21 protein-coding genes and 1 pseudogene are annotated in these 21,893 nt (G+C 69.3%); 8 read left to right on the forward strand and 14 right to left on the reverse strand.

All coding sequences use genetic code 11. The features are described from left to right. Window positions 1–418 precede the first annotated feature (418 nt). Together L0U85_RS16510 and L0U85_RS16515 are read right to left on the reverse strand one after the other, a co-directional pair. Window positions 419–630, reverse strand: a pseudogene (locus tag L0U85_RS16510) (hypothetical protein); the annotation flags it as partial. A 108-nt stretch (window positions 631–738) separates the two neighbouring features. Further along, on the reverse strand, window positions 739–1,305 hold the full coding sequence (locus L0U85_RS16515; RefSeq protein WP_241378856.1) for a hypothetical protein: 567 nt from the start codon (window positions 1,303–1,305) through the stop codon (window positions 739–741). A 79-nt stretch (window positions 1,306–1,384) separates the two neighbouring features. Here L0U85_RS16515 and L0U85_RS16520 point away from each other — a divergent pair, with 79 nt between their 5' ends. From L0U85_RS16520 to L0U85_RS16530, 3 genes are all read left to right on the forward strand, one after another. After that, complete coding sequence (locus L0U85_RS16520) at window positions 1,385–1,693, forward strand: hypothetical protein (protein WP_241378857.1); 309 nt, start codon at window positions 1,385–1,387, stop codon at window positions 1,691–1,693. 121 nt (window positions 1,694–1,814) lie between these two features. Next, complete coding sequence (locus L0U85_RS16525; protein ID WP_241378858.1) at window positions 1,815–2,432, forward strand: transposase; 618 nt, start codon at window positions 1,815–1,817, stop codon at window positions 2,430–2,432. A 75-nt stretch (window positions 2,433–2,507) separates the two neighbouring features. Next, window positions 2,508–4,025, forward strand: coding sequence for an FtsX-like permease family protein (locus L0U85_RS16530; RefSeq protein WP_241378859.1), 1,518 nt, complete (start codon window positions 2,508–2,510; stop codon window positions 4,023–4,025). A 540-nt stretch (window positions 4,026–4,565) separates the two neighbouring features. Here L0U85_RS16530 and L0U85_RS16535 read toward each other — a convergent pair. The 3 genes from L0U85_RS16535 to L0U85_RS16545 form a co-directional block, all read right to left on the reverse strand. Then, window positions 4,566–5,369, reverse strand: coding sequence for a VOC family protein (locus L0U85_RS16535; protein ID WP_241378860.1), 804 nt, complete (start codon window positions 5,367–5,369; stop codon window positions 4,566–4,568). Between the two features lie 120 nt (window positions 5,370–5,489). Continuing rightward, window positions 5,490–5,876, reverse strand: coding sequence for a large conductance mechanosensitive channel protein MscL (gene mscL, locus L0U85_RS16540; RefSeq protein WP_241378861.1), 387 nt, complete (start codon window positions 5,874–5,876; stop codon window positions 5,490–5,492). Between the two features lie 83 nt (window positions 5,877–5,959). Next, complete coding sequence (locus tag L0U85_RS16545; protein WP_241378862.1) at window positions 5,960–7,003, reverse strand: LacI family DNA-binding transcriptional regulator; 1,044 nt, start codon at window positions 7,001–7,003, stop codon at window positions 5,960–5,962. Window positions 7,004–7,570: 567 nt separating this feature from the next. Between L0U85_RS16545 and L0U85_RS16550 the strand changes: the two genes are divergently transcribed. From L0U85_RS16550 to L0U85_RS16565, 4 genes are all read left to right on the forward strand, one after another. Beyond that, on the forward strand, window positions 7,571–8,866 hold the full coding sequence (locus tag L0U85_RS16550; RefSeq protein ID WP_241378863.1) for an ammonium transporter: 1,296 nt from the start codon (window positions 7,571–7,573) through the stop codon (window positions 8,864–8,866). A gap of 126 nt (window positions 8,867–8,992) precedes the next feature. Continuing rightward, on the forward strand, window positions 8,993–10,525 hold the full coding sequence (gene ffh / locus L0U85_RS16555; protein ID WP_241378864.1) for a signal recognition particle protein: 1,533 nt from the start codon (window positions 8,993–8,995) through the stop codon (window positions 10,523–10,525). Window positions 10,526–10,527: 2 nt separating this feature from the next. Continuing rightward, a complete protein-coding gene (locus L0U85_RS16560) occupies window positions 10,528–11,619 on the forward strand; it encodes an amidohydrolase family protein (protein WP_241378865.1) in 1,092 nt (363 codons plus the stop codon). 150 nt (window positions 11,620–11,769) lie between these two features. Next, complete coding sequence (locus tag L0U85_RS16565) at window positions 11,770–12,231, forward strand: hypothetical protein (RefSeq protein ID WP_241378866.1); 462 nt, start codon at window positions 11,770–11,772, stop codon at window positions 12,229–12,231. Window positions 12,232–12,279: 48 nt separating this feature from the next. Here the strand turns inward: L0U85_RS16565 and L0U85_RS16570 are convergent, their stop codons facing one another. The 9 genes from L0U85_RS16570 to L0U85_RS16610 all read right to left on the reverse strand — a co-directional run bounded on the left by L0U85_RS16570 (window position 12,280) and on the right by L0U85_RS16610 (window position 20,440). Further along, window positions 12,280–12,636, reverse strand: coding sequence for a VOC family protein (locus L0U85_RS16570; protein ID WP_241378867.1), 357 nt, complete (start codon window positions 12,634–12,636; stop codon window positions 12,280–12,282). A gap of 49 nt (window positions 12,637–12,685) precedes the next feature. Then, complete coding sequence (locus tag L0U85_RS16575) at window positions 12,686–13,156, reverse strand: hypothetical protein (RefSeq protein ID WP_241378868.1); 471 nt, start codon at window positions 13,154–13,156, stop codon at window positions 12,686–12,688. Window positions 13,157–13,273: 117 nt separating this feature from the next. Further along, complete coding sequence (locus L0U85_RS16580) at window positions 13,274–14,533, reverse strand: trypsin-like peptidase domain-containing protein (protein ID WP_241378869.1); 1,260 nt, start codon at window positions 14,531–14,533, stop codon at window positions 13,274–13,276. A 219-nt stretch (window positions 14,534–14,752) separates the two neighbouring features. Further along, window positions 14,753–14,920 (reverse strand): DUF3117 domain-containing protein, encoded by a 168-nt coding sequence (locus L0U85_RS16585; RefSeq protein ID WP_081687227.1) that lies wholly within the window; start codon window positions 14,918–14,920, stop codon window positions 14,753–14,755. A gap of 172 nt (window positions 14,921–15,092) precedes the next feature. Next, window positions 15,093–15,584: a hypothetical protein gene (locus L0U85_RS16590; protein WP_241378870.1), complete on the reverse strand. Its 492-nt coding sequence runs from the start codon at window positions 15,582–15,584 to the stop codon at window positions 15,093–15,095. 61 nt (window positions 15,585–15,645) lie between these two features. Next, the gene (locus L0U85_RS16595) at window positions 15,646–15,981 is read right to left on the reverse strand and encodes a DivIVA domain-containing protein (protein ID WP_241378871.1); all 336 of its coding nucleotides are present in this window, start codon (window positions 15,979–15,981) and stop codon (window positions 15,646–15,648) included. 16 nt (window positions 15,982–15,997) lie between these two features. Next, window positions 15,998–16,633, reverse strand: a complete 636-nt coding sequence (locus tag L0U85_RS16600) for a hypothetical protein (protein WP_241378872.1) — start codon at window positions 16,631–16,633, stop codon at window positions 15,998–16,000. Further along, a complete protein-coding gene (locus tag L0U85_RS16605; protein WP_277605929.1) occupies window positions 16,633–19,137 on the reverse strand; it encodes an FtsK/SpoIIIE domain-containing protein in 2,505 nt (834 codons plus the stop codon). Before L0U85_RS16605 ends, L0U85_RS16600 begins: the two co-directional genes overlap by 1 nt. A gap of 43 nt (window positions 19,138–19,180) precedes the next feature. Continuing rightward, window positions 19,181–20,440 carry a M18 family aminopeptidase gene (locus L0U85_RS16610; protein ID WP_347177467.1) on the reverse strand — a complete coding sequence of 420 codons (1,260 nt, stop codon included), beginning with the start codon at window positions 20,438–20,440 and terminating at the stop codon, window positions 19,181–19,183. A 46-nt stretch (window positions 20,441–20,486) separates the two neighbouring features. On the opposite strand from L0U85_RS16610, the gene folP reads away from it, so the two are divergent. Further along, the gene (gene folP / locus L0U85_RS16615; protein WP_241378874.1) at window positions 20,487–21,350 is read left to right on the forward strand and encodes a dihydropteroate synthase; all 864 of its coding nucleotides are present in this window, start codon (window positions 20,487–20,489) and stop codon (window positions 21,348–21,350) included. The last annotated feature ends 543 nt before the right edge of the window (window positions 21,351–21,893 follow it).

Below are 21,893 nucleotides of genomic sequence, written 5' to 3' on the forward strand. Positions count from 1 at the left end.
TACTACAGCCGGATTTCACGTGGTGACCTCCTGAAACTCCTCCCAGATGTTGAGGTTGCGGCGTTGGTGGTACCACTGTGATCGGGCTTGGTGGCGTCTTGTCCACCATGACCAGTGCCAGCGATGGGCTTCACTGTGGCGGGGGGGCGTGGCTGGCGGCCCAGAGGCGGCGGATCTCGGGCACTGTCAACGGGACCTGGCCCGGATCCTGGGGAGGCGCTTCGTCGGTGGCGCGGGCGGCGCGGGCGCGCCGGTCGGTGCGGGTGCGTAGGCGAGCGGCCGTGACCGAGCAGATCGCGAGGGCCGCGCAGACCAGCACGGTGTGGCGCCTGAGGGCGGTGTAGGTCCTGACCTGGGATTGGTCGAGCCCGAAGTCGTCCTTGGCGGCCTCGAAACACTCCTCGACCGGCCATCGGAGTCCGGCGGCGAGGTCGGCGAAGCGTTCGCCTTTGCGCAGGTAGGCGAGGGTGAGCAGGGCCTGGGTGCCAGCGTTCGGGGTCGGCCACCGTGAGCCGATGGTCCGCGGTGGGTCCGGATGAGCGCGGCCACGCGGCTCAGGGTCGAGGTGGACAGCGGTTGCGCGGCAGGGTGGACATAGCACGAGAGCTCCTGGTAGGCAACGGATTTCAGCAACTGTTGTTCTATCAGGGGCTCTCGTGCTGTGTCAGGACGGGACTGTGCGAAGTCAGCTCGACATCCGTTGCACGACAACTGAACTCAGGCAGAAGGACAGGTTCACTATGTGCAGCTGAACGCCCACTGCGCGGAACCGGTTTCGCCGCTAGCCATCCCGACGCCAGTGGTACCCGCCGCCCCGTTGGGGGAAAGGTCCGCACCGAAATCCTCGTTGCCGACGAACTGATCGGACCATTCGGAATCCGGGTTCGCCCCGTCGACGGTATTCGCTTCCTGAGTACCAATGGTGATCGTCAGCGACGACGTGGCGCCCAAGGCCTGACTCTCGTCGTTCGCGACCGTGACCTCCAACAGGGAGTGACCGTCTTCGGACCAACCGAGGAAATGGCGCCAGCCTTCACCCCATGTGTCGCCATCGATCTCGCACTCTCGCACGTCGGGGAACGAGTATGTCACACCGTCGATCGTGGCGGTTCCGGTGCCCAGTGCTGCGTCGGGCTCGTCGCCACTGGAGTCGTCAGACTGCTCGGTGTTCTGGGGTTGATTCGATTCGGTCGGTTGCGACGGATCATCAGGTCCGGACTCAGAACCGCCGCATCCGACGAGAAACAACGACGCCACAATCACGACCGCAATTTGGGCGACATATGACTTTCTTTCGATTCGCATGCAAGCCAGCGTAGCGTGGCGCCGCAAGCGGTACTACCGCCGGACTTCGGTAGTTGACCTGCGATGATGGCAGGGTTGTGTGTTGTTTCTGATGTGGCTGCAGCGCAACAAGAAGCAGCCACTCGGCGTCTTCCTCGTTGTGACACATGGAAAGCGGCAAGCGGCTGCGGATTCCAGGGTAGCGGTCTCCTCGTGCGAGGCGGTGCTGCGGGCGCTCTTGGCGTCGGTGGCGACGTGTTTCGCGCGGATCGAGTCGCGGTGGAATGCGGGCCAGTATATGCGGGCGTTGATGTCCGATCTGGGTCAACGCAACGGGTGGAGTATCGCCGAGTGGATCGGCCACGCTCGGCCCGACCGGGTGCAGCACCTGTTGGCGGGCGCGGTGTAGGACCACGATGCGGTGATGAGCGCGGTCCGGCGCTTCGCGGCCTGCGCCCTCGACGACCGCGCCGCCGCTTCCCGACTGCGCATCGGCGCGATCGATGAGACCGGGCAGGTCAAGAAAGGCCGTGCCACCGCTGGAGTGCAGCGTCAGCACATGGGCTGCGCGGACGGGGTCGCCAACCGGGATCAACACCGTCCACCTCGCCTACGTGGTCGAAGGCGCAGGGCATGCGCTCATCGCCCACCGGTTGTGGATCCCGGCATTCCAGCTCGCCGATGCCCTCGTGCGAGCGGCGATGGGCCTGTCCGCATCGATGCGCCGTGCCCGTGCCAAGGGCCGGATCGCGATCGACTTGCTGAGCGAAGCGATCCGCGACGGTGTCCGATTCGACTTCGTGGCCGGCGACGAGGTCTACGGAGGCTGCACCGTCCTGCGCCGCTGGTGCGAGCGGATCGGGCAGGACTACGTGCCGCGCGTCAAGAAGACCCACATCCTCGACTTCGGGTCCCGCGGCACCTTCACCTGCGAGCAGGCCGTGAAGCAGTTCGCTTCGACGCGCTGGCACTGGCGGGCGGCCTCGGCCGGGAAAGGATCGAAAGGCGAGCGGGCCTACGCTTGGTACTGGTTCGACACCGCCAGCCCCGGCCATACACTGCTGGTCGGCAAACACCGCTCCAGCGGCAAGCTCGCCTTCCACTACTGCTGGACCCCGCCAGTACTACAGCCGGACTTTGATGTCTGAGCTGGGGTGATGGCGGTGTGTCGGGGACGATTCGATGGTGTTGGGCTGCAACGCAAGACAGCCGCTCTGCGTCTTTTGCCTTGTGAGAGAACAAAAAAGAAGGCAGCGGCCCTCATCGGCCTCGCGGCCGGCAGCGGCATCGCCCGAGCGCTCGCCGCGGTCCTGTCCTCGACCGGCGCTCCGGCCGCGAAGCTGGGCGTCATCGACCTCCCCGCCGCCGCCCTGACCATCGCCGCCGGAGTGACGGTGACCGTCGCCAGCGCGGCCGTCCCCGCCTTCAAATCGGCCCGCACCGCGGCGATCGCCGCGCTCCGCGACACGGCCGCGGCCGCGTCGCACCGAATCGGGCGATTTCGCCTCGCCTGCGGCACCGCGTTCATCCTGGGGGGAGCGGCGGCCTGGGCGATGTCCTTCGAAGCGGGACTCCCGCTACTCGCGCTCGCCGGCGTCGCAGGCTTCTTCGGGGTCGTCATGGTCCTTCCCGCCGTCGTCCCGCTCTTCGCCCGGGCACTGGACCGACTGCCCCTCGGGCGCTCGCCCGTTCGGCTCGCGGTGCGCCACGTGGGCAGGAACCGGCGCCGCGCGGCCTCCGCCGCCGCCGCGATCGTGCTCTGCACGGCTCTGGTGTCGGCCATCCTCATCGGCGCGCACTCGGCGCGCACCAGCGTCGAACGCGAAGCGGTCGAGGAGTATCCGGCGGATTACTCCGTCGCCGGGGCCGAGATCACCCCTGAACTCGTCGCGGACCTTCGGGACGTGGACACCTTGACCGTGGTCCACCCGCGGAGGACCGGCACGGCCGAGGGACTGAACGTCGCCTCCACCGCCCCGGCCATCGCCGAACGGGCGGGCATCGATCTCGCGTTCGGCGAAGGCGCCACCGTCGCCGTCGCCGAGCCGGCGGCCGAACGCGAAGGCTGGGCGACCGGCGACCTCATCGAAATCAACGGCGTGGAAGCGACGGTGACCGGCGTCTACCCGGTCGGCGACGACCCGGCGCCCCTGGCCGCGTTCGACGTCCTCACCGACGAGGCGACGGCCGCCGCCCTTTTGCCCCGGACACCGCCGACCTCTGTCGAGATCCTCGAACGGGCACCCAGCGCCTCGGCGATCACGGCCGTCACCGCGGCGTATCCGGCCATGGCGGTCGATGATCTGGTGTCCTACCGGGAGAGTCGCACCGCGGGCATCGATCTGGTCCTGCGTTCGATGCTCGCGCTGCTGTTCCTCTCCGCGGTCATCTCCGTCATCGGCCTGTCCAACATGCTCAGCCTCTCCATGTACGAGCGCGTCAAGGAACACGGAACCCTGCGCGCGCTCGGGACGACGAGAGGCGGTCTGCGGGCGATGGTCACCGCCGAATCGGTGTTCGTGTCGCTGCTCGGCGCCGCCATCGGCATTGGTCTGGGACTCGCCGGAGCCTACGGCGCCATAAGGGTCATCGCCGCCGACCAGCCGGTGTCCCTTGAGATCCCCCACGCCTACATGGCGGTCCTGGTCGGCGCGACACTGGCCGCGGCGGTCGCCGCGTCGCTCCTGCCGGCCGCGTCGGCGGCGCGGTCGTCGGTGATCGCCAACCTGCAAGCCGAGTGACGGCCCCCATGGCCCCCTGCCCACCGTGCCCGACTCATCCGATTCGACCCCAAGGAGATCACGGTGAGCGCCGAACCCCTACCCCAGGAACTGGGGCCCGATCTCGACCGCATGACCGGCCGGCTGACCGAATCCCGCATGCTCGGTGAGCAAGCGGTATCAGGCGTTCGCCCCGCGATACCTGAACTGGCGCCGCTGGAGACGGTCGTGGTGCATCCCGTCGACTTCTACCGTTCGGTCATCATCGACACCCTGACCCGGGACCAGGGCATCGTCGTTCGAGGCCAGTTCGGGCAGTACCGCCACCTGAAGGCGTGCAACGCCCTGTCGAAGGCCGATCTGGTGATCCTCGGTTTCGACGACTCGACCTCGACCCTCCAGGAGGTGGCGCTGGCGATGCGGCTGTGCGATCCGCTGCCGGTGGTCCTCTGCGCCAACGTCGGCAGTGCCCGGATGGCCCTTCGGGCGGTCAAATTAGGCGGTGCGGACGGCGCTCCAGCTCGGCGTCTTGGGGGTCGGCGACGTGACGGCGGGTCCGCGCTAAGACGCTTCGGCGACCACGCCGAACAGCGCACCCGTCGGCGACGCCAGAGTCGCGCTGCGCATCTCGGCCTCGTCGCCGGGCGGCATCACCACCGAGGCGCCCAGCTCCAGCGCCCTGGCGCTCACGCGGTCGACCGACTCGACCGCGAAGCACACGAGCCACTGCGGCGGCAGCTCCGTCTCGGGCCCGGCCGCCGCGCGGCAGGCGCCGAAGCCCATTCCCGACTCGCGGACCCGCAGGTCCGTGTACGGCGCCGGGTCGTCGGGGTCCACCCACGAGGGCACGAACATCGACCAGTCGAGCAACTCGGAGTAGAACTGCATCGCTTCGGCCGGGACGCCGTCGAAGACGTACTCGAACCACGCCGCAGCGCCCGGCTCGCCGTACGCCATGAACCCCATTGCGTCGTTGAGCGGCTCGAACAGCCCGAACACGCCGCCGTCGGGGTCGCGCATGTTCGCGTACACCAGGTCGTCGCCGATGCGCATGGGGTGCGTGATCGTGGCGGCCCCGAGCTTCTCGGCCTGGGAGGCGGCGGCCACGCAGTCTTGCACGTGGAACGACACGCCCCAGCTCGCGGGCTTGTCCGGTTGGTCGGACTGATTGGGGGCCATGCCCGCCACGGCTCGGGCGGATGCGGCACTGGTGCCCAGGCAGAACTCGGTGTAGTGCCCGAACTCCTCGCCGCTGTCGAAGGTCGTCCAGCCGAAGAGCCGGGTATAGAAGGCGAGTTCGGACGCCAGGTCCGGGGCGTTGCCGTCGGCCCAGATCGGGGCGCCCAGAGGAATGGAGGTCGGCATGTGAACCGCTCCTTCGAGGGTCGGTTTGCAATTCCAGATCACCGTCCCACGTGGGTGCGACTGCCGCAAGGGCTCGCGTCCGCTGCTGCCGGTCCGCGCCGCCTGGCGGCGCCGACGGTATTACGGTCGCCGCTGCTCCAGCAGGGCGTCCCTGATCTGCTCCAGGAGCACGATCTGCTCCTCGCGCTCCACCTTCGCCTCTTCCTCGTGGGTCATGATGCGGGCGCGGATCTTGTTGAACGGCAGCACGATCACGAAGTACACCGCCACGGCGGTCAGGAAGAAGACCAGCAGGCCGTTGAGGAACACGCCGTAGGGGAACTCGACGCCGTCGACTCTGAAGCTGCCGCCGATCGCGGCACCGCCGGTGAACAGCGTGATGAGCGGATTGAGGAACGCCTCGCCGAAGGAGGCGACCAGCGCCGTCATCGCCGCGCCCATGACGACCGCGACCGCCAGCTCGACGACGTTGCCGCGCATGAGGAACTCTTTGAAACCCTTGATCATGGTCAAGAGTGTCGCACTCGGGTGCCGCAGGACGCTCGTGGCCAATGCCGCTGACCGAGCCGTCCGTCCGTTCGGGTCCGGACCTAGCGGCGCGGCGGCGGTCCTGAGGTCTCGCGGATGATGAGCTCCGGCGCGCGCCATGTGGGGGTGGGCTTGGGAAGCGAGCTGTCGAGGCGGTGCCTGAGCAGTTCGAACGCGCCCTTGCCGACGTTCTCGAAGTCCTGGTTGACGGTGGTCAGCGCCGGGGTGGTGTACGCCGCGAACGGTGCGTTGTCGAAGCCGACGATGCTCAGGTCGCCCGGTACGTCGCGTCCGCTCAGGTGGGCGGCGCGGAGCGCGGCGAGCGCGAGGTCGTCGTTGCCGCAGAGGATCGCCGAGACCGACTTGTCGGCGACCAGCGGCTTGACCGCCTCGAACGCCTCCGAGATCGTCCATCCCGAGTGGACCACCGGTGGGACCGGCCTGTCGGCTTGCCGGAGCGCGTCGGCCCAGCCCTCGGCGCGGTGCGACTTGCGGTCGGCCTCGATCCCCAGTGCCGTGGGAATGGCGAGGTGGTGGACGGTCTCATGGCCGAGTTCGAGCAGGTACCGGGTGGCCTCGCCGGCGACCTGGCCGTCGTCGAGGCCGATGAGCCACGGCTCGTCGAACTCCTTGCCGGTGTACTCGCCTACGGCGACCATCGCCTGCGGCTGCGCCTCCAGCAGCGTGCGCCTTGCTCGCATGCCGGGCTCGTCGTGGGCGATCACGATGGTCGGCTCGCCTGCGCGGGGCAGACGGGCGACGATGTCGGCGTCGGAGTGCGTCTCGGCCGGGTCGAGCACCGAGATCGAGACGCTCCATCCGGCCGCGCGGGCGGCCTTCTCGATGCCGCGCAGCGACGCCTCGCTGCCGTAGAGCGAGGTGTCGGCGGTCAGGACGGTGAGGGACTGCGCGGCGCCGCCGGCGAGGGTCCGGGCGAGGCGGTTGGGGCGGTAGCCCAGTTCGGCGATGGCGGCCAGCACCCGGTCCCGGGTGTCGGCGGCGACCCTCGGCGAGCCGTTGACGACCCGCGAGACGGTCTGGTGCGAGACGCCGGCCAGTTTGGCCACATCCCAAATGCTGGCTGCCTTCTTCGGCTCAGCGCTCATTGCGGTCGGTCACCTTCTAGTCTGCTGTTGCCCGCCGCTCGGCACCGTACGTGGGGGAGGCCGGAGCAGTGGCGTTTCGGCCCGGTCCGGCGGGCTGCCCTGTGCCAGCGTAGTTGGCACCGTTCGCAACGTGAGTCACGGTGCCCGGCAGGCGTTCCCCGAAGGATACGATTCGGTAACGAGATGGTCATGTCGCGGTAAAGGCTCGCCGGGGTCGCCGGGCCGCCCGACCATTCACCGGAAACCGCCCCTACAGGTCCATAGGTCACTCGCGTGCCTGGAGTTGCGGTCGGATCGGCGGCCGTGAGCAGGAGTTCACACGTTTGAAATCTTTCGCGACGAATTCTTAACACGACGGCTCGGGTCGCGTAACACGTCGCAGTGAAGCTGACATGACTCCGGTAGGTAGGAGAATCACGCGCCGGCCGCTTGCCGCTAGCGGCTCGCGGGCCATGACGGCCCTTCGGTCGGCGCGTGACACCTACCCCGAGCAGCGTTGCTCCCCTCGAAAGCCGGAACCAAGACCTTGAAGCCCGACATACCTATCTCTGGAGAGAGGAGGCGGCAATGCCCGAGCTCGATACTGGTAACAACACCTGGATCCTGATCTCAGCCGCCCTTGTTCTGCTCATGACCCCCGGTCTTGCCCTGTTCTACGGCGGCCTGACCCGGGCCAAGAGCGTCATCAACATGATGATGAAGTGCCTGGTCGCCATCGGCATTGTCTCGATCGCATGGGTCCTCGTCGGCGAATCGATCGCCGTCGGTGACGGCGGGGGCAACCTGCTGTTCAGCAACGACTTCAGCTCCGCGTTCGGCGCCCAGTACATCCTTGACGCACCGATCAACGACGACGGCGTCTCGACTGCCGCGATGTCGGCCTTCGGCATGATGTTCGCCATCATCACCGTCGCCCTGATCGCCGGCGCGGTCGCCGACCGCATGAAGTTCAGCGCTTGGGTCATCTTCGCCACCGCCTGGGTCGTCCTGGTCTACGCCCCGGTCGCCTACTGGGTCTGGAGCGACGGCTGGATCGGTGATCTCGGCGTCCTCGACTTCGCCGGAGGCACCGCGGTCCACGCCAACGCCGGAGCCGCGGCCCTCGCCCTCGCCCTGGTCGTCGGCCGCCGCATCGGCTGGAAGGACGGCAACTTCGCGCCGCACAACCTGCCCCTGGTCGTTATCGGCGCCGGCCTGCTGTGGTTCGGCTGGTTCGGCTTCAACGCCGGCTCGGCCTTCGTCTCCGACTCGATCGCGGGACTGGCCCTGCTCAACACGCAGGTCGCCACGGCCGCCGCGATCCTCGCCTGGCTCCTGATCGACCGGATCCGCGGCATCAAGCCGTCGGTGCTCGGCGCCTGCTCCGGTGTCATCGCCGGCCTGGTCGCGATCACCCCGGCCGCCGGCCTGGTCACCCCGCTCGGCGCGATCGCCCTCGGCGCCGTCGCCGGTGCGATCTGCCCGCTCGCCATCGGCCTGAAGCACAAGATCGGCTACGACGACTCGCTCGACGTGGTCGGCCTGCACATGGTCGCCGGCATCTGGGGCTCGATCTCGGTCGGCCTGTTCGCCTACGAAGGGGTCGCCGGAGTCAACGGCGTCTTCTACGGCGGCGAGTTCAGCTTCCTGGGCTACCAGACCATCGCGGTCCTGGCCGTGGTCGCCTTCTCGTTCGTCGCAGCCCTCATCATCGGCCTGATCTTGAAGTACACCATTGGTGTCCGGATCAGCGAGGAAGAGGAGCTCGCGGGCATCGACGCCGCCGAGCACGGTGAGGCCGGCTACGACCTGCCCGTCAACGGCGAGGCCATCACCACCGCCCCGACCTCCGAGGCCGACGCGCCCGAGAAGATCGAGGCGTAACCACCTCCCACCCCCTGCGGTCGGCCGCCCAGCCTCACGGCTGGGCGGCCGTCCTTTTCGCGTTCAGACCCATGCCCGTTAAGCTCGTATGAGTACCCAGCTTCAACACCACCGAGAGGTTCGCCCGTGTTCGACGCCTTGTCAGAACGTCTGTCGGGAATCTTCGAGTCCATCCGCGGCAAAGGCCGTCTGACCGAAGCCGACATCGACGCCACCGCCCGCGAGATCCGCCTGGCGCTGCTCGAGGCCGACGTCGCGCTCCCCGTGGTCAAGACCTTCGTCGCCCAGGTCAAGGAGCGGTGCAAAGGCGTAGAGGTCTCCAAGGCCCTGAACCCGTCCCAGCAGATCGTCAAGATCGTCGACGAGGAGCTCGTGACGATCCTCGGCGGCGAGACCAGGCGCCTCAACTACGCCAAGCAGGCGCCCACCGTCATCATGCTCGCCGGCCTTCAGGGCGCCGGCAAGACCACGCTCGCCGGGAAGCTCGCCAAGCACCTCAAGGGCGACGGACACTCGCCGCTGCTCGTCGCCGCCGACCTCCAGCGACCCAACGCGGTCGGGCAGCTGGAGATCATCGCCGATCGCGCCGGCGTCGCGGTCTACGCCCCCGAGCCAGGCTCGGGCGTCGGCGACCCGGTCAAGGTCGCCACCGACTCAATCGCAGAGGCCAAGAAGGCCGGCCGCGACGTGGTCATCATCGACACCGCCGGCCGCCTCGGCATCGACGAGGAGATGATGGCGCAGGCCCGCGACATCCGCGACGCCACGAAGCCCGACGAGACCATCTTCGTCATCGACGCCATGATCGGCCAGGACGCCGTCAACACCGCCGAGGCCTTCCGCGACGGCGTCGGCATCACCGGCGTGGTCCTCTCCAAGCTCGACGGCGACGCCCGCGGCGGCGCCGCGCTGTCGGTCCGCCACGTCACCGGCCAGCCGATCCTGTTCGCCTCCACCGGCGAGAAGCTCGAGGACTTCGACGTCTTCCACCCCGACCGGATGGCCTCGCGCATCCTCGGGATGGGCGACATGCTCACCCTCATCGAGCAGGCTGAGGCCGCGTTCGAGACCGAGCAGAAGGAGGAGATGACCCAGAAGCTCCTCGAAGGCGAGGACTTCACCCTGGAGGACTTCCTCGACCAGATGCAGGCCATCCGCAAGATGGGGCCGATCGGCAACATCCTGAAGATGATGCCGGGCATGGGCCAGATGAAGGACCAGATCGAGTCGATCGACGACAAGCAGCTCGACCGCACCACCGCGATCATCCGCTCGATGACCCCCGAGGAGCGGCGCAACTCCAAGGTCATCAACGGCTCGCGGCGCCTGCGCATCGCCAACGGCTCCGGCGTCACCGTCTCCGACGTCAACCAGCTGCTCACCCGCTTCAAGGACGCCCAGAAGATGATGCGCCAGATGACCGGCGCGATGGGAGTGGGCGGCGGCGGTGGCAAGGCCACCAAGTCGCCCTACGGCAAGCGCAAGGGAAAGAAGGGCAAGAAGAAGGTCGTGCGCCGCGGCGGCGGACGCCCGGCCGGGACGCCGCAGCTGCCCGCGGGCGCGCCCGGCGAGATGCCCGACCTCTCGAAGCTGAACCAGGGCGATCTGCCCGATATCGACATCGAGCAGTTCATGAAGCAGCAGAAGAAGAACAAGTAGCCGTGCCGCCGCTCCATCTCCGGGTGGTCTGGCTGCCCGACGACACCGTCCGCGACCTCTACATCGACGGTGACCGGATCGGCTTCGAACCGGTGCCCGGCGCCCAGACCGTCGCGACCTCGGGGTACGCACTGCCGGGACTGGTCGACTCGCACTGCCATATCGGGATCCGTCGCGGCCCGGTCCCCATCGCCGACCTCGATGAGGCCAGGTCCCTCGCCTACACCGACCGTGACGCCGGCGTTCTGGCCATCCGCGACGCGGGCTCGCCGTTCGACTACCCCGAACTGGTGGGCGAGGACGGCATCCCGCGGCTCATCCGCGCCGGACACCACGTCGCCGCCTCGAAGCGCTACCTGCGGGGCATAGGGATCGAATGCGAGCCCGAGGAGGCCGTGGCCGAGCTGGCGAGGCAGGCGAAGCTCGGCGACGGCTGGGTCAAGCTCGTCGGCGACTGGATCGACCGCGGCCAGGGCGACCTCGCGCCGAGCTTCGAGCCCGAGATCCTGACCGCCGCGATCGGCGCCGCCCACGCAGTGGGCGCCAAGGTCGCCGTCCACACCTTCTCCGAGGAAGCCGTCGCCTGCGTCGTCCAGGCCGGGGCCGATTCGATCGAGCACGGCACCGGGCTGTCGACCGATCTGCTCGACCTCATGGCCGCCCAGGGCACCGCGCTGGTGCCCACCATGATCAACATCGAGACGTTCGACGACATCGCCGCGGGCGCCGAAGCGAAGTTCCCGACCTACGCCGACCATATGCGGCGCCTCAAGGCCGGCTTCGCCGACGTCGTGCGCGCCGCCTGGGAATCCGGGGTGCCGATCTACCTCGGAACCGATGCCGGCGGCGGGATCGACCACGGTCTGGCCGCCGAGGAGATGCACCTGCTGCACAGCGAGGCCGGCATCCCCGTGTCCGAGGTGCTCGCCGCAGCGTCCTGGGACGCCCGCCGATGGCTCGGCCTGCCCGACGACCTCGGCGACGTCGTCGTCTACGACTCGGACCCGCGCGTCGACCTCGCCGCCGTCCGTGAACCGGCTCTCATCGTCCTGCGCGGCAAGGTCCTCCACCGCGGCGCGTTACGACTCGCTTAGCGTCTGTTCGCGGTTGCCTGAGTCCGAATTCGGGTCCCTTCGAAGGGCGCGACTCCGATAAGGCGAGCAACCCTTGCATTTCTGTAGTGGCACAGGTTGTATATGGTGAACGCCTGTGTCGTTTCCGCCCGAACAGAGAGTGTTGCAGCGATGTCATATCCTCCGCCTCCGGACCAGTCCGGCCAGGGTGGTTTCCAGTACGACCCGTACGGCAACCAGCCCGGTTCGCAACCCCCGAGCCCGCAGAGCGGAGGCTACAGCCCTCAGCAGCCTCAGCAGCCCGGCTACGGCCCTCCGCAGATGCCGCCGCCGATGGCCCCCGGATACGGCGGCATGCCGCAGCCACAGCCCACGAACGGCCTCGGCACCGCCGGCATGGTCGTGGGCATCATCGGCATCGTGCTCGCCTGGTGCGGCATCGTCGGCATCGTCCTGGGGATCCTCGCAGTCAGCTTCGGCGGCGTCGGCGTCGCCCGCGCGAACCGGGGTGAGGCCACCAACAAGGGCATGGCGGTCGCCGGCGTCGTGCTGGGCGTCATCACCCTCGTGCTGGCCAGCCTCGTCTGGGTCTTGTGGGGCCTCGCGGGCACCGCGACCAGCACGAGCTTCTAGACTCACAACAGCGGCGCGAGCGAGAGCTCGCGCCGCTCTGTCGTGGTCTTAGAACAGGACCAGGCAGAACGGGTGTCCCGCCGGGTCGGCGAAGACCCGGAACGCCTCGCCGCCTCCTTCGAGGCGCCGCGCGCCGATCTCCAGAACCCGCCGCTCACCCTCGTCGAGGTCGTCGACCTTCACGTCGAGGTGCATCTGCTGCAGGACCTCGGGGTCGGGCCAGGTCGGCTCCAGGTAGACCTCCGCCCGTTCGAACGCGATCCCGGGCCGGTCGGGCGCGTCGCCGATGACCACCCAGTCGCCGTCGTCCTGCACCTCGATCATGCCGAGCAGCTCACGATAGAAAGCGGAGAGCCGCTTCGGATCCGGGCAGTCGATGATGAGTCCGTGCCATTTGCCTATCATCCCGGCAGTGTCGCAGACGGCACCGACAGTCGCCGATGATCAGCCGGGGCTAGGTGGCGTCGTCGAAGCGGCTCGCGGCGCGCTCGTCGCCCGAGTCGGACTTCGGGGCCGGGGCCTCGCCCGTGACGGCCTTCGGGGCGCTGTGCCGCGGCCGTTGGCCGTTCACGCTGCGCCGGGCGTCGTCCAGGCCGCTGGCGGCCGAATCGAGGTCCTCCTTGAGCGGCTTGGTGCCGTCCTCGAGGTCCTTCATCGTGGTCTTGAGCGGGTTGGTCAGCATCTCCTGATCCTCTTCGCTCAACACGTGCTTGCGGACGAACGTCTTCGGGTTCAGGTCCTCGGGCTTGATGTCGGTGCCGATCTCGCGGCTGAGGTCGGCGGCGGCGTTGGACGCCATCTGGCGGGCCTTGGCGATGAACTTGCGGAGATTGGCCAGCGCATGCGGGATCTTGTCCGGTCCCCACAGGAAGATGGCGAGGAGGATCAGGACCAGGAAGCCTGTCCCGCCTATGTTTCCGAACACGTCGACCTCTCAGGAGCTGGAGAACTTCAGCCAAGAGTATTCGCTTGCCTCAGGCAATGCAAAGGCGGACGGCTGCGGATCTTCCAAGCTCACAAGCGGTAAAGCATTCATCACGGGTCAGTCGTCTGCGGCCGCCAGGGTGACTTGGGCGCTGGACTCCTGTCCGTCCCGTTCGTACACGATGGTGACGGTGGTGCCGGGCGCGAGCTTCCGGATGAGCGCGACCAGCTCGGTGTTCTCGGTGATGGTCTTGCCGTTGAAGCTGGTCAGGACGTCGCCGTCCTGGAGCCCGGCCGCCGCGGCAGGGGAGTCGGGGAGGATCCGGGTCAGCGTCACGCCGACGCCGAGGGTCGACTCGCCCAGCTCGGCGCCGATGACGGTCTGGGAGGCCGAACCGGTCGCGACGATCTCGTCGGCGATGCGCTTGGCCTGGTTGATCGGGATGGCGAAGCCGATGCCGATGCTGCCGGCCTGCTCGCCCTCGGCGGCGGTGGAGGCGATCGCCGTGTTGATGCCGATGACCTGCCCGCCGAAGTCGGTGAGCGGCCCCCCGGAGTTGCCGGGGTTGATCGCGGCGTCGGTCTGGATCGCGGCCATGACCGATTCGACCTCACCCGAGGAGTTCTGCGTGAGGACCGGCCGGTCGACCGCCGAGACGATGCCCTCGGTGACCGTCGAGGACAGCCCGAGGGGCGCGCCGATGGCCAGGACCGGGTCGCCGACGGCCATCTGGTCGGAGTCGGCGAGGACCATCGCGGGGTGGTCGTCGCCGTCGATCTTGAGGACCGCGACGTCGGAGTCGGGGTCGGAGCCGATGACCTCGGCGACTGCGAGATCGCCGTCGTTGAACAGGACGTTGAGTTCCTGGGCCGGTTCGGAGCCGCTGCCGACGACCACGTGATGGTTGGTCATGATGTAGCCGTCTTCGCTGACGATGAAGCCCGAGCCGTTGCCGCCGCCCGAGGTCAGGACCGTGACGACCGACGGCATGATGCTCGCGACGACGCCGGCGACGGACTCGGCGTCGCGCTGGACCTGCGGATCGGCGCCGGAGATGGTGCCGCCGAGCGTGTCACTGCGGGTGGCCCAGATGCCGATGGCCGCGCCGAGGGTGCCGGCGATGAGGGAGACGATCGCGGAGACGGTGACGACCAGGCCCAGTCCGACGCGATGAGCCTGGACCGGGCGCGGCCGGAGCGGCTCGATCGGGGGAGCGGCCGGGGCGGGTCGAGTCTCGATGAAGGCGCGGCTGCCCGGGTCGCGCCACGGGTCGCCCGGCGCTCCGGGATTCCACCAGGCCGAGGTCTGCGGCTGCGGCGCATGCGGCGGGGGCGGCCCGCCGGGCGCGGCGTGGGGTCGATCGGTGCCGTAGCTCATGTGTTGTCCCCTCGTGGGTACGGGGCCTTCTTGCGGGGGTCCGTTCCGTTGGTCCCATTGTCGCCCATGGACGCAAGAACGGCACAAGGATCGGCGACCGCGTGACTTCCGCCGATGCGGGAACGACGAGGGCCCGCCTCAGGCAGACTGCCGAGGCGGGCCTTCAGTGTCAATTCGGCGGCGGGGTGACCGCCGAGTGGGGTGGCGTTGCAGGTCTGGCTATTCGAGGGCGCCCTGGAGTTCCTTGTTCAAGGTCTCGGCCTCCTCGGGCGTCATCTCGACCACGAGACGACCGCCACCTTCCAGTGGGACCCGCATGATGACGCCGCGGCCCTCCTGTGTGACTTCCAGCGGGCCATCACCGGTCCGCGGCTTCATGGCCGCCATATTCGTCTCCCCTCGATCCAAGGTCGCCGGATGCGACTCGACGTTGCTAGATCAAGTTTCCCCGATGACGTGCGCGAGAGCCAACTCGCCCCTCCGGGTATGTGACAAAGTTGCGGAGAAATCGCCTATATGGGTCAATACGGATATTCGGAATCGTCCCTGGGTACCGGGCCTATTCTTCGGGGTCCTGTTCATGCTCGGCGCCCAGAAGGAACGCCGTGCCCTCCAATTCGCGCCCGTACGGGGCGACGAACGTCGGCAGTTCGGTCGGGCCCAAGGTGCGTGCATACGACCAGAACCGGCGCACCGCCTCCGCCCGGTCACCGGCCTCCACCGGAAGCGACAGGCTCACCAGCCAGTCGCTCCTGCGCTCCGCCGCCGGCAGCGCCCGCACCAGCCGCTCCCACGCGTCCGGATTCAACTCGCCCCAGCCCTCCTCGGCACCCTCGGCGACGGCCGACAGCTCCTCCAAGCGGCGGCGGTAGGCGACGGCCCCGCCGTTGATCTCGCCGAGCGCGAAGACTCCGCCCGGACCGGCGAGTGCGACCTCGTCGCCGTCCCCGGCGAGGGCCGGGACACCCGCGCCCGGCTCGACTGAGTCGACCTCGTAGGCCTGTTGCTCAGCGAAGTCGTCCTCGTTCAACACCAGCAGCCAATAACGCATGCCCAAATCCCATCACGTCACGCCCCGCGACCTCGCCGTCCCTCGGCGCTCGCGCCCTGCCTCACTCCGCGGGTTCGGGACCGTCGTCGGGCACCGGCGCCTTCGCGGCGGCGAGCTCCCGCTCCAGCTCCTCGACGCGCTCGTCGCGCCGCCCGACCTCCCAAGCCAGCCGGTGCAGCGCAGCGTCCACCTGGTCGGTCCGGTAGCCGCGCAGACCCGTGTCGAACCGCAGCGCCGCGACCGACGACTCCGTGACCGGCCCCTCCTCGCCCAGCCCGGGCGGCGGGCCCTCCGGGGCGTCGTCGCGCAGGCCGTCCTCACCGGTGGCCCAGACCACGATGGCGAACGCGACCCACACACCGATGGCCGCGACCACGACCGGCAGAACGATGCCCACAGGATCCTCCAAAGCTCTACGCGAAGAACGCGAGATAAGCGAATATCGCCATTGTGACGACAGCCAGCGTGACCCCGAGACGCGGGTTGTGGGGCACGACCGGCTTGATCGGCTTGCCGCCGCGGTCGAACATCGGCATACGCGGCTTGTTCGCCGCCCCGACCAGCACGTATCCGACGAGCGCGGCGCCGACCGGCGGGATGAACACGACCCACCAAGAAGAGCCGACACCGCCGTTCGCGTTCAGCCAGAGCAGTTGTCCGAGCAGGCAGGCGACCATGGCGCCGCCGTAGACGATCAGTTCGCGCGCGATGTGATGGGCGCCGGGCAGGAACGTCGGCCGCTGCGCCGCCCGCATCGTCGCCAGCCGGAAGTCCGCGGCCTCGCGCAGGCGCACGCGCGCGTCGCGCAGCACCGCCTCGACGTCCTCGCCGTCGTTCTCGGCCGGTGCGAGGTCGGGCACGGGCCGGCGCAGCGCCGCGCATCCCTCGGCCAGCGAGGCGACCTCCTCGTCCAGGGCCGTCCGCAGCCCCTCCAGGGCCTCGCGCCGCCTCGCGAGCCGCCTCTGGGTCTGCTCGGCGCTGGCGGCGGTGTCGGCGTCGAGCCGGGCGAGCTCGTGGACGAGATCGTTGTAGACGCTCAGTTCGCTCATCATTCGGCTCCGTACTCGTCGAGCCGGCCGGGCCTGACGTACGGCACGGCCAGAGTCTCGGCCCCTGTGTGGCGGTCGATGACCAGGCAGCGGTTCGCGCGCGACTCCCAGCCGTTGTTCGGGTCACCGGTGACCGCGCCCAGGTCGGAGGCCGCGATGTTGAGCGCGACCAGGCCCGCGCAGTGCTCGCGGTTCGCGGCGCCGCCGATGTCGTCGAGGAAGCGCCGGGCGCCGCGCCACCATCCGATCAGGTGTACGCCGTCGGCCGGGCCGTGCAGCAGCAGCTCGCGCAGCCGGGCGGTCTTGCCGTCGGCCCCGTCGGCGCCGAACCACACGACGTAGGCCGGGCCGGAGCGGTCGGCGAGGATCTCGCCCGGCTCCAGGCTCCGGCACTGGTGCCCGCCGGTCTCCAGCGCCGCCAGCGCAGCGGCGGCGACGTCCTCCGCGCCCGCGGCGGTGGCGGCGATCCGGAACTCGACACTGCCCGGCTCGTGCTGCTGCCCGAGCGAGACGGCGGCCGCGGCGAGCACGTCGGCGGCGACCGGCGTGGTGCCCAGGACGGCCAGGTGGCGCCCGGGACTGCGGTCGAAGTGGTAGCCGACGGTGGTGACGCCCACGTCAACGGCCCGGCCCAGGAGCGCCCGCGGCGTCGGGTTCGGTCCCAGAGCCGCGTAGCTCGGGTCGTCGGCCAGATGCTGTTCGTCGAAGCCCCGGAACACCACCGGTTCTACATCGGACTCGCGCCGCTCCCACAGGGTGCGGCGCAGCCCGGCCAGAAGCGCTTCGGCCGAGGACGCGTCGGGGAAGAAGCAGGTCCGGTTGCGGCCCTTGATGCCGCCCGAGTCGTTGACGACGGCCTGCCCGACGGTGATCGCTTCTGCGCCGTCGTTGTCGTCGGCGAGCAGGTGCTTGGCGCCCGGCAGGGCTACGCGCAGCGGAAACTGCCCGAAGATCGAGTCCTTCTTGGAGTACAGGGCCTCGATGCCCGAAATCGTCTGGGAGGCGAGCACGAGGTGGACCCCGTAGGAGCGGCCCTTGCGCGCCAGCTCCTCCAGATGTGCCACGGCCTCGCGCGCGAGCCGGTCGTTGCCGGAGAACAGCACGTGGAACTCGTCGACCACCGCGACGATGCGCGGCAGCTTCACGTCCGGTCGCAGCTCGCGCAGCCGGGCGAGCCTGGTGGCCCCGGCTCGCTTCATGAGCCCGGCGCGCCGCGACAGCTCGCCGCGCAGCGCCTGGAGGACGGCCACCCCGTACTCGCGGTCGGACTCGACGCCGACGGCCCTGACGTGCGGGATCCACGACTCGTCGACCGCCGAGGGCGTGAACTCGGTGAACGAGACGCCCTCCTTGAAGTCGAGCAGGTACAGCTCCAGCTCGTCGGGAGAGTAGCGGGTCGCCAGGCCGTAGAGGACGTCGAGGAGGAAGACGGTCTTGCCGCCGCCGGTGCGCCCGCCGATGAGCCAGTGCGGCGTCGCGTCGTCGAAGGAGACGGTGACGTCGCCTCCGGGGTCGCGGCCGATGACGGTGGCCAGTCCGTGGCGGCTCGACTCCGACCAGATCTCGGCAGGGACGAGGTCGGCGACGCTGAGCGTGGAGGCCGCCTTGCGCTGGGAGGCGCGCGCGTCGAACACGGTACGCGTCAGGCTCGGCGACGGAGTCTGGTCGAGCCGGACCGGCAGCGGCAGCTCGCCGAGGCGCACATCCTCGTCCACCCGCAGATGCACGGTGTGTTCGAGGGCCGGGAGCGTCTCGCCGAGGTGGTCGGTGCGCCAGCCGCACAGCACCAGGTGGGTGCGGGCGGCCGGACCCGCGTGGGCGAGAGCGGCGATGCGCTCGCGGACGGTGCGGCCGACCTGCGGGGGCATGCCGGCGACGACGATGAGGTGGTATGGGCGGTTCGCGATCGACTGGCCGCGCGCGGCGATGTCGCGGATCTCCTGGAGGCGCTTCTCGGCGTCGGTCAAGACCCGTCCGAGAGAGAGGTGGTCGGTGGCGACCGGTTCGGCGAGTCCGGCGTCGACCAGGGGCGTCGCCGGGGAGAAGACCTGCCCGAGGGTGACACCGTCGACGAGGCTCAGCTCCAGACCCGGGTAGGCGGCGACGAGGCGCACGAGGAGGCTCTGTAGGAACCCGGCGACACGCGGATCGGCGGCGTCGGCGTCGACGGCCAAGTGGCCGTTGCCGAGCAGGTCGGCCAACGCCGGGAAAACCGGATCGCCGTCGAGCTCGGCCGTGCCCAGTCGTACCGCGCCCGAAGACGGTTCATCCGACCACACGGGAGTGTCTCCTGTGACCGTGTGGAGCTCGGCGCCGAGCCAGCCGGTGGCCGCGGATTCGGCCGCGCCGCGCAGCTTCGCCGACAGCTCCCGGCGCCGCCGCTCGATGTCAGTCACCGCCAGGCGCGATTCCTCTTCCGCGAGAAGGCGATCGGCCCGGTCGGCGGCCCCGGCCACGTCGCGAAGCGCCGCCGCTGCACGCTCCAATTCGGTCCGCCAACTCAACGGTGCCTCCCTCAGGGTGTCGCCCGGGTCAGCATACCGGGGATCAGGCGCAGCTGTAGAGACCCAGTGCCAGGTCCGCCAGGTAGGCCGGATCGTCGGCGCCGCACAGCTCCCGCGAGGAGTGCATCGACAGGATCGGCGCGCCGACGTCCACAGTGAGCACGCCCAGCTGCGTCCCCGAGATCGGCCCGATGGTCGTGCCGCCGGGGGTGTCGTTGCGGTTGACGTAGAACTGCCAGGGGATCCCCGCGTGCTCGGCGGCGCGGGTGAACATCGCCTGCTCCTCGGCGCCGGTGGCGTAGCGCTGGTTGGCGCTGACCTTGATCATAGGGCCGCCGTTCGGCATCGGGCGGTGCCCCGGCTCGTGCTTCTCGACGTAGTTGGGGTGCAAGGCGTTGCCGGTATCGGCCGACATCATCCGCGAATTCGCCATCGCCCGCGCGTAGGTCGCGAAGTCTTCGCCCATGAGGCGCCGCAGCACGGTCTCCAGGAACGGCCCCTGGGCCGCCGAGTAGGTCATCGAGCCGATCTCCTCGTAGTTGAAGGAGACGAACATCGGCACGTCCTCGGCAGGCTCGGCGGCGATGAGCGCGGCGAGCCCGGCGTGGGTGCTCAGCAGATTGTCCAGCCGCCAGGCGGCGAACAGCTCGTTGTCCTTGCCGAGGTACGAGGGCCGGTCGCAGGCGGCGGTGAACAGGTCGAAGCCGAGCACGTCGCCCGCGTCGACGCCAGCTTCCGCGGCGACGAACTCCAGGAACTCGCCCTCGCGGTAGGAGCCGAGGCCCCAGATCGGCGTCAGCTGCGACTGCGCGTTGAGTTTCTGTCCCTCGTTGACGCCGCGGTCCAGATGGATCGCCAGGCGCGGGACCCGTAGCACCGGCCGGTCGACGTGGACGAGCACCTCGGTGCCGTCCCGCATGACCAGGCGCCCGGCCACGCTCAGATCACGGTCGAGCCACGTCTGGTGCGGCACACCGCCGTAGACCTCGCACGCAACCTGTTTCCAGCCTCCCGAACCCGTGTCCGGCCTCGGCTTGACCTTCAGCGTGGGGGTGTCGGTGTGGGCGCCGAAGATCCGGAAACCGCTGATCGCGTCGCCCTGGCGCCAGGCGATGATCGAGCCGTCCCGCACGACGTAGTAGCCGCCGGGCCCGGAAGGCCACTGGTCGACCTCGGCGAGCCGGCGGAACCCGGCCGCCTCCAGCCGTGTCCCCGCGACCGCGCACGCGTGGTACGGCGTGGGCGAAGCGGCGATGTATTCGGCGAGGTCATCGGTGTGAGATCGATCGAAGACGGGCATCATGGTTCCTTCACTGGCGGATATCGAACTCGGCTGCCAGCATAGACGGATGCGCGCGTTGAAATTGGGGCGAAGGACCTTCGGTGAGGGCGACTACGCGGTGATGGCGATCGTCAACCGCACTCCCGACTCCTTCTACGACTCCGGGGCCACCTTCGAGTTCGACGCGGCCCTGGCAGCTGTCGCGAGCGCCGTTGCGAACGGCGCCGACATCGTCGATATCGGCGGCGTCAAGGCCGGCGAGGGGCCCGAGGTCTCCGTCGCCGAGGAGATCGAACGGGTCGTGCCCTTCGTCGGCGCCGTCCACGACGCCCACCCCGAGCTGGTCATCTCCATCGACACGTGGCGCAGCGAGGTCGCCCGCGAGGCCGTCGCCGCCGGGGCGGAACTCGTCAACGACACCTGGGCGGGCTGGGACCCCGGCGTCGTAAAGGTCGCCGCAGACACCGGGGTCGGCCTCGTTTGCTCCCACACCGGCGGCCTCGAACCCAGGACCGTTGCCTCCAAGCCGGTCTACAGCGACGTCGTCGCCGAGGTGAGGGCCGAACTGATCGGGCGGGCCGAGGCAGCCGTGGAGGCCGGGGTCCGCGCCGATGGGGTCCTGATCGACCCCACCCACGACTTCGGTAAGACCACCTACCACTCCCTCGACCTGACCCATCGCCTCGACGAGATCACCGAGACCGGCTGGCCGGTTCTGGTCGCCCTGTCCCGCAAGGACTTCGTCGGTGAAACCCTCGACTTGCCGGTCGATCGCCGCCTCAACGGCACGCTCGCCGCCACGGCCGTCTCCGCCTGGCTCGGCGCGCGCGTCTTCCGCGCCCACGACGTCGCCGCCACCCGCGAAGTCCTCGACATGGTCGCGTCCATCAAGGGCAGCAGGCCCCCGAAGAACCCGCACCGCAGCCTTTGACCGATTCCAAGATTCCACGATTCCACCGATTGCGGCGACCTGGTCGTCGAGAGTCCTTGCCGCCGACAGGGCGCCGATCGAGCTGCTCGGGGAGCCCGGCAATGGCTGCGGAGGCGTTGGCGGGATCGGGGTGGCGGATGGTCGCTCTGCGCCAAGATCGGCAGCGATAACGAGGTAGTGAGATGGGAGGGCCGAGGTCGTCGGCTCGCTCGTGCTTTTCGGTCGGTCTTCAGGCGGGCAGCGATGAGGAGCTGAGTGGAGGTCGGGGGCGGGTCGTCGGCCACGGAGGTTGGTCGTGGGGAGCAGGAGCAAGAGCAGGAGCAGGAGCAGGAGCGGGAGTGGGAGCGGGACTCTCGGGTCCGGTTCGGCGGCTGTGGAGGGGCTGTGGCGGTGTCAGTTTCGGGGGGCTGTCGCGTCTGGTTCGGGGCTGTGCGGGGGTGCCGGGCCGGGCGGCCGGGTGTGGAGGTTCGGGCCGGTCGGGTGTGAAGGATTGGGGCGCTTGGGTGTGGTGTTCTGTTCCTGGACACGGGGAATGGCTCGAAG

Origin of the sequence: Glycomyces sp. L485, from assembly GCF_022548875.1 — a bacterium.
In the GTDB taxonomy this organism is placed as follows: Bacteria; Actinomycetota; Actinomycetes; order Mycobacteriales; family Micromonosporaceae; genus Glycomyces.

Bases quoted from the DNA above. Each gene is read 5' to 3' on its own strand.
- L0U85_RS16570 (WP_241378867.1), bottom strand. From the start codon at position 12,636: ATGATAGGCAAATGGCACGGACTCATCATCGACTGCCCGGATCCGAAG.
- L0U85_RS16580 (WP_241378869.1), bottom strand. From the start codon at position 14,533: ATGAGCTACGGCACCGATCGACCCCACGCCGCGCCCGGCGGGCCGCCC.
- L0U85_RS16585 (WP_081687227.1), bottom strand. From the start codon at position 14,920: ATGGCGGCCATGAAGCCGCGGACCGGTGATGGCCCGCTGGAAGTCACA.
- L0U85_RS16600 (WP_241378872.1), bottom strand. From the start codon at position 16,633: ATGAGCGAACTGAGCGTCTACAACGATCTCGTCCACGAGCTCGCCCGG.
- L0U85_RS16610 (WP_347177467.1), bottom strand. From the start codon at position 20,440: ATGATGCCCGTCTTCGATCGATCTCACACCGATGACCTCGCCGAATAC.
- L0U85_RS16545 (WP_241378862.1), bottom strand. From the start codon at position 7,003: ATGAGCGCTGAGCCGAAGAAGGCAGCCAGCATTTGGGATGTGGCCAAA.
- L0U85_RS16565 (WP_241378866.1), top strand. From the start codon at position 11,770: ATGTCATATCCTCCGCCTCCGGACCAGTCCGGCCAGGGTGGTTTCCAG.
- mscL (WP_241378861.1), bottom strand. From the start codon at position 5,876: ATGATCAAGGGTTTCAAAGAGTTCCTCATGCGCGGCAACGTCGTCGAG.
- L0U85_RS16550 (WP_241378863.1), top strand. From the start codon at position 7,571: ATGCCCGAGCTCGATACTGGTAACAACACCTGGATCCTGATCTCAGCC.
- L0U85_RS16590 (WP_241378870.1), bottom strand. From the start codon at position 15,584: ATGCGTTATTGGCTGCTGGTGTTGAACGAGGACGACTTCGCTGAGCAA.
- L0U85_RS16515 (WP_241378856.1), bottom strand. From the start codon at position 1,305: ATGCGAATCGAAAGAAAGTCATATGTCGCCCAAATTGCGGTCGTGATT.
- folP (WP_241378874.1), top strand. From the start codon at position 20,487: ATGCGCGCGTTGAAATTGGGGCGAAGGACCTTCGGTGAGGGCGACTAC.
- L0U85_RS16535 (WP_241378860.1), bottom strand. From the start codon at position 5,369: ATGCCGACCTCCATTCCTCTGGGCGCCCCGATCTGGGCCGACGGCAAC.